A 3,952-nucleotide genomic window follows, 5' to 3' on the forward strand; every position below is an offset into this window, starting at 1 on the left:
ATGTCCGATAATCTTGGTTTGTCGGACATGAAAATGGTTGGTCACTCGGCATGACCGGATCACATGAAAACCCCGATACGCCGCTCGCCCTGCCCGATTAAATTGCAGGCTCCGGCACGCTCGACCGGCTGGTCGACACCGCGCGAGGCTATGCCGACCAAGCCCGTAGCCGAGAACACCCGGAGGCCTATACGCGCGACTGGACGGCCCTCGCGCGCTGGTGCCGGCTGAAGGGCGCCGACCCCCTGCCCCCTTCGCCCGAACTGATCGGGCTCTACATCACCGATCTCGCCGCTCCGACCGGCAAGACCCGCGCGCTCTCGGTTGCCTCGATCGAACGCCGACTGGCGGGTCTTTCCTGGGGCTACACGCAGCGCGGCTTCCGGCTCGACCGTCGCAACCGCCACATCGCATCCATTCTCGCCGGCATCCGCCGCTGCCATGCTCGGCTACCGGTGCAGAAGGAGGCAATCGGACCCGACGAGCTTCGGGCGATGCTCGCCACGCTGGGCCACGACCTGCGCGGGCTGCGAGACAGCGCAATGCTGCTGGTGGCTTTGCCGGGGCGCTGCGACGCTCCGAGATCGTCGGGCTGGTCCGCGATCGCGACGATACCATCGACGGCAGCGGCTGGGTCGAGATCCTCGACGCCGGCGCGCTCGTCGGGCTGCGAGGCAAGACCGGTTGGCGGGAGATCGAGATCGCCCGCGACTCGAGCGCCGCGACCTGCCCGGTGCGGGCGCTGGAGCGCTGGCTGGAGTTCGCGAAGATCGAGTTCGGACCAATTTTCATGTCCGTCAGCCGCGACGATAGCCATGTGCTCGACCGCCGCCTGAGTGACCGTCACGTGGCGCGACTGGTGCAGCGCACGGCGCTGGCCGCTGGCTTGCGTCCCGACCTCCCCGAAGCCGAACGCCGGACGCCCGGCATTCGCTGCGCGCTGGCCTGGCCTCGTCGGCCAAGATCGACGAGGCCACCTGCAGAAACAGCTAGGTCACGCCTCGGCGGAGATGACCCGTCGCTACCAGCGGCCCCGACATCTGGCTGAAGCCGCCGGGAGCCATTCAAGACATGCGTTGCGCATGGTCTCGGTCAAACGAGGTCGGACATCCGCATCGGGATCTTGCGCAGCCGCTTGCCGGTGGCGTGGTGGATCGCGTTGCCGATCGCGGCGGCCGTGCCGACGATCCCCAGCTCGCCGATCCCCTTCACGCCGAGCGGGTTCACGTAGTCGTCCTGCTCCTCCAGCATCTCGACCCGCACCTCGCGCACATCGGCGTTCACCGGCACGAGATACTCGGCGATGTTGGCGTTGAGGAAACGGGCGCGAGGCAGGTCGACCTCCGTGACCTCGTGCAGCGCCGAGCCGATGCCCCAGACCATGCCGCCCATCAGCTGGCTATGCGCGGTCTTGCGGTTGAGCCACGTGCCCGCGGCGAAGGCGCCGTGCAGCCGCGGCACCCGGATCTCATGGGTCCAGCGGTGAATATGCACCTCGGCGAACTCGGCCCCGAAGGCGAACATCGCCTTTTCGGGCGTCACCGGTCCGGCAACGCCATAGCCGCCCTGATAGGTTAGACGCAGCGCCTCGTCGGTCAGCGCCGGATGGCGGTATTCGCCCTCTGCCGTGGCCTCGCCGCGCGGGGTCGAGGACAGCGCCTCCAGAAGCGGCTGGCTCTGGCCTTCGGGGCCGCGTAGCACGCCGTCTACGAGCGTGATCCGCTCGGGGTCGACGCCCGAGAAAGGGCTGTCCGACATCTGGCTCACCTCTCGCGCCACCTGTGCTGCGACATTGAGACAGGCCAGATGTACCGCCGATCCCGCAGAGGCGGCGGTGGTCGAGCCGCCGGAGATCGGTGCCAGCGGCAGATGCGCCTCGCCCATCACCACGTCGCAGGCCGAGACCGGCAGCCCGAGCCGGGCGGCGGCGATCTGCGCGAAGATGGTGTAGCTTCCGGTGCCCACGTCATGCGCGGCCAGCTCGATGAAGGCGTGGCCGGTGCCCTGCATCCGCACGCGCGCCGCAGAAGGCGACACGTTGGTCGGATAGGTCGCCGTGGCGCAGCCATAGCCGACCAGCCAGTCGCCGTCGGTCATGCTGCCCACCTCCGGGTTGCGGCCGGCCCAGCCGAAGCTTGCGCTCGCTGCGTCGTAGCACTCCATCAGCGAGCGCGAGGAGAACGGCACCTCGGCCACGGGGTGGGTCTGGGTGTCGTTGACGCGGCGCAGTTCGACCGGGTCCATGCCGAGCTTCAGCGCCAGCTCGTCCATCGCGGATTCAAGCCCGAAGAAGGTCTGCATCTCATTGGGCGCGCGCATGAAGCCGCCGGTGTTGGTGTCCGAGCGCGACAGCCGCTGCTCGGTATGGATGTTGGGGCTGGCATACATCGCCCGCGTCATGTGGGTGCCGGGGTTCACCACCTCGTCGAACTGCGAGGTCTGGGCGATCTCGATATGCTCGAAGGCGGTGAGCTTGCCCGAGGCGTCGGCACCGATCCGGAACTTCTGCACGCTTTCGGGCCGGAAGGTCGCCACCGTGTACATCTGCGGCCGCGTCACGATGAGCCGCACCGGCGCGTTCACCGCCTTGGCGGCGGCGATGGTCAGCATGGTGTAGGGCGTGATTCCGGCCTTGGAGCCGAAGGCACCACCGACGAAGGGAGAGACGACGCGGACGCTGGTCTCGGGCAGGCCATAGGCCTTGGAGATGCCGTGGCGCAGCGTGCGCACCGATTGCGACGGCATCCAGACCGTCAGCCGGTCGCCGCGCCATTCGGCGGTGGCGGCGAACATCTCCATCGGGTTGTGATGCTGGAACGGTGTCACGTATTCCACATCGACCGATTGCGCCGCCTCGGATAGGCCCGCCGAGACATCGCCCTTGGTGACGGTCATGCCCTTGCTGTCTTCGCCCGCGCCGATGACGAAGCTGTCGGAGGGGTCCATGGTGATGTTGGCCTCGCCCTCCTCATAGGTGGGCTCGATCAGCTGCGCGCCGCGCCGGGCCGCCGCCGCCGTCTCGGCCACCACATAGGCGATGGGCTGGCCCGCATAGCGGATCTCGGTCCCCTCCATCGGCCAGAAGCTCGCCGAGCCGGGGCCGCCGGCATAAAAGCCCTTCACCGTCTTGTAGTCGGGCAGGTTGTCATGGGTGAACACCGCGACGACGCCCGGCTCGGCCTCGGCCTTGGAGGTGTCGATGCCGGTGAGCGTGCCGACCGCGATGCGCGAGGTGGCAAGCGCGCCGTGCAACATGCCTGCGGGCGTGAAATCGGCGGCGTAATGCGCGGCCCCCGTGACCTTGCGCGGCGCATCGGTGCGGGTGACCTCGGTGTTGATCGTCTGGGCCATCAGTTCTCTCCCTTCGCGCGGGCATGGGCAGTCATCAGCGCGCCGGCGACCACATCGGCACCAAGCGGGATCTTGTAGGCGGAATGATCGAGCGGCACCGCGTCGGCGAATGCCACGCGGCCCGCCTCCCGCGCCAGATCCTCGCTGAACACCTCGCCGCGCAGCACGTCTTCGGCGGCGGAGGCGCGCCATGGCACCGACGCGACGCCACCGAGCGCGATCCGCGCATCCTTGACGCTGTCGCCCTCCATCTCCAACCCGACCGCCGCGGAGGCGCTGGCGAAAGCGTAGCTCTCGCGGTCGCGCGCCTTGAGGTAATGCGAGCCGCGCATCGCCCCGATCACCGGCACCTCGATCGCGGTGATGATTTCGCCCTTCTCGAGGATCGTCTCGATCTCGGGCGTGTCACCGGGCATGAGGTGCAGGTCGGCAAAGGGAATGGTGCGGCTGCCGCCGGGGCCCATGGTCTTCACCTCGGCATCGAAGGCGATCAGCGCCTGCGCCCAATCGCCGGGATACATGGCCACGCAGCTCTCCGAGCCGCCCAGGATCGCGTGCAGCGAGGTGACGCCGCCATCGAGTGCCGCGCAGCCCGAGCCGG

At 68.4% G+C, this 3,952-nt stretch carries 2 protein-coding genes and 1 pseudogene; 1 reads left to right on the plus strand and 2 read right to left on the minus strand.

Annotated elements, in window-relative coordinates:
* Nucleotides 1-101: 101 nt before the first annotated feature.
* Nucleotides 102-1,058 (plus strand): annotated as a pseudogene (locus MBELCI_RS22160) (tyrosine-type recombinase/integrase); the annotation flags it as partial.
* A 34-nt stretch (nucleotides 1,059-1,092) separates the two neighbouring features.
* Here the strand turns inward: MBELCI_RS22160 and MBELCI_RS18470 are convergent.
* A complete protein-coding gene (locus MBELCI_RS18470) occupies nucleotides 1,093-3,351 on the minus strand; it encodes a xanthine dehydrogenase family protein molybdopterin-binding subunit (RefSeq protein WP_021695766.1) in 2,259 nt (752 codons plus the stop codon).
* On the minus strand, nucleotides 3,351-3,952 hold a 602-nt coding region (locus MBELCI_RS18475; RefSeq protein WP_045320516.1), incomplete at its 5' end, for an FAD binding domain-containing protein. The genes MBELCI_RS18470 and MBELCI_RS18475, both read right to left, overlap by 1 nt.

Origin of the sequence: Limimaricola cinnabarinus LL-001, assembly GCF_000466965.1 — a bacterium.
Lineage (GTDB): Bacteria > Pseudomonadota > Alphaproteobacteria > Rhodobacterales > Rhodobacteraceae > Limimaricola > Limimaricola cinnabarinus.

What these genes read in the sequence shown, in the direction of transcription:
- MBELCI_RS18470 (WP_021695766.1), bottom strand. Translation starts at nt 3,351, where the DNA reads ATGGCCCAGACGATCAACACCGAGGTCACCCGCACCGATGCGCCGCGC.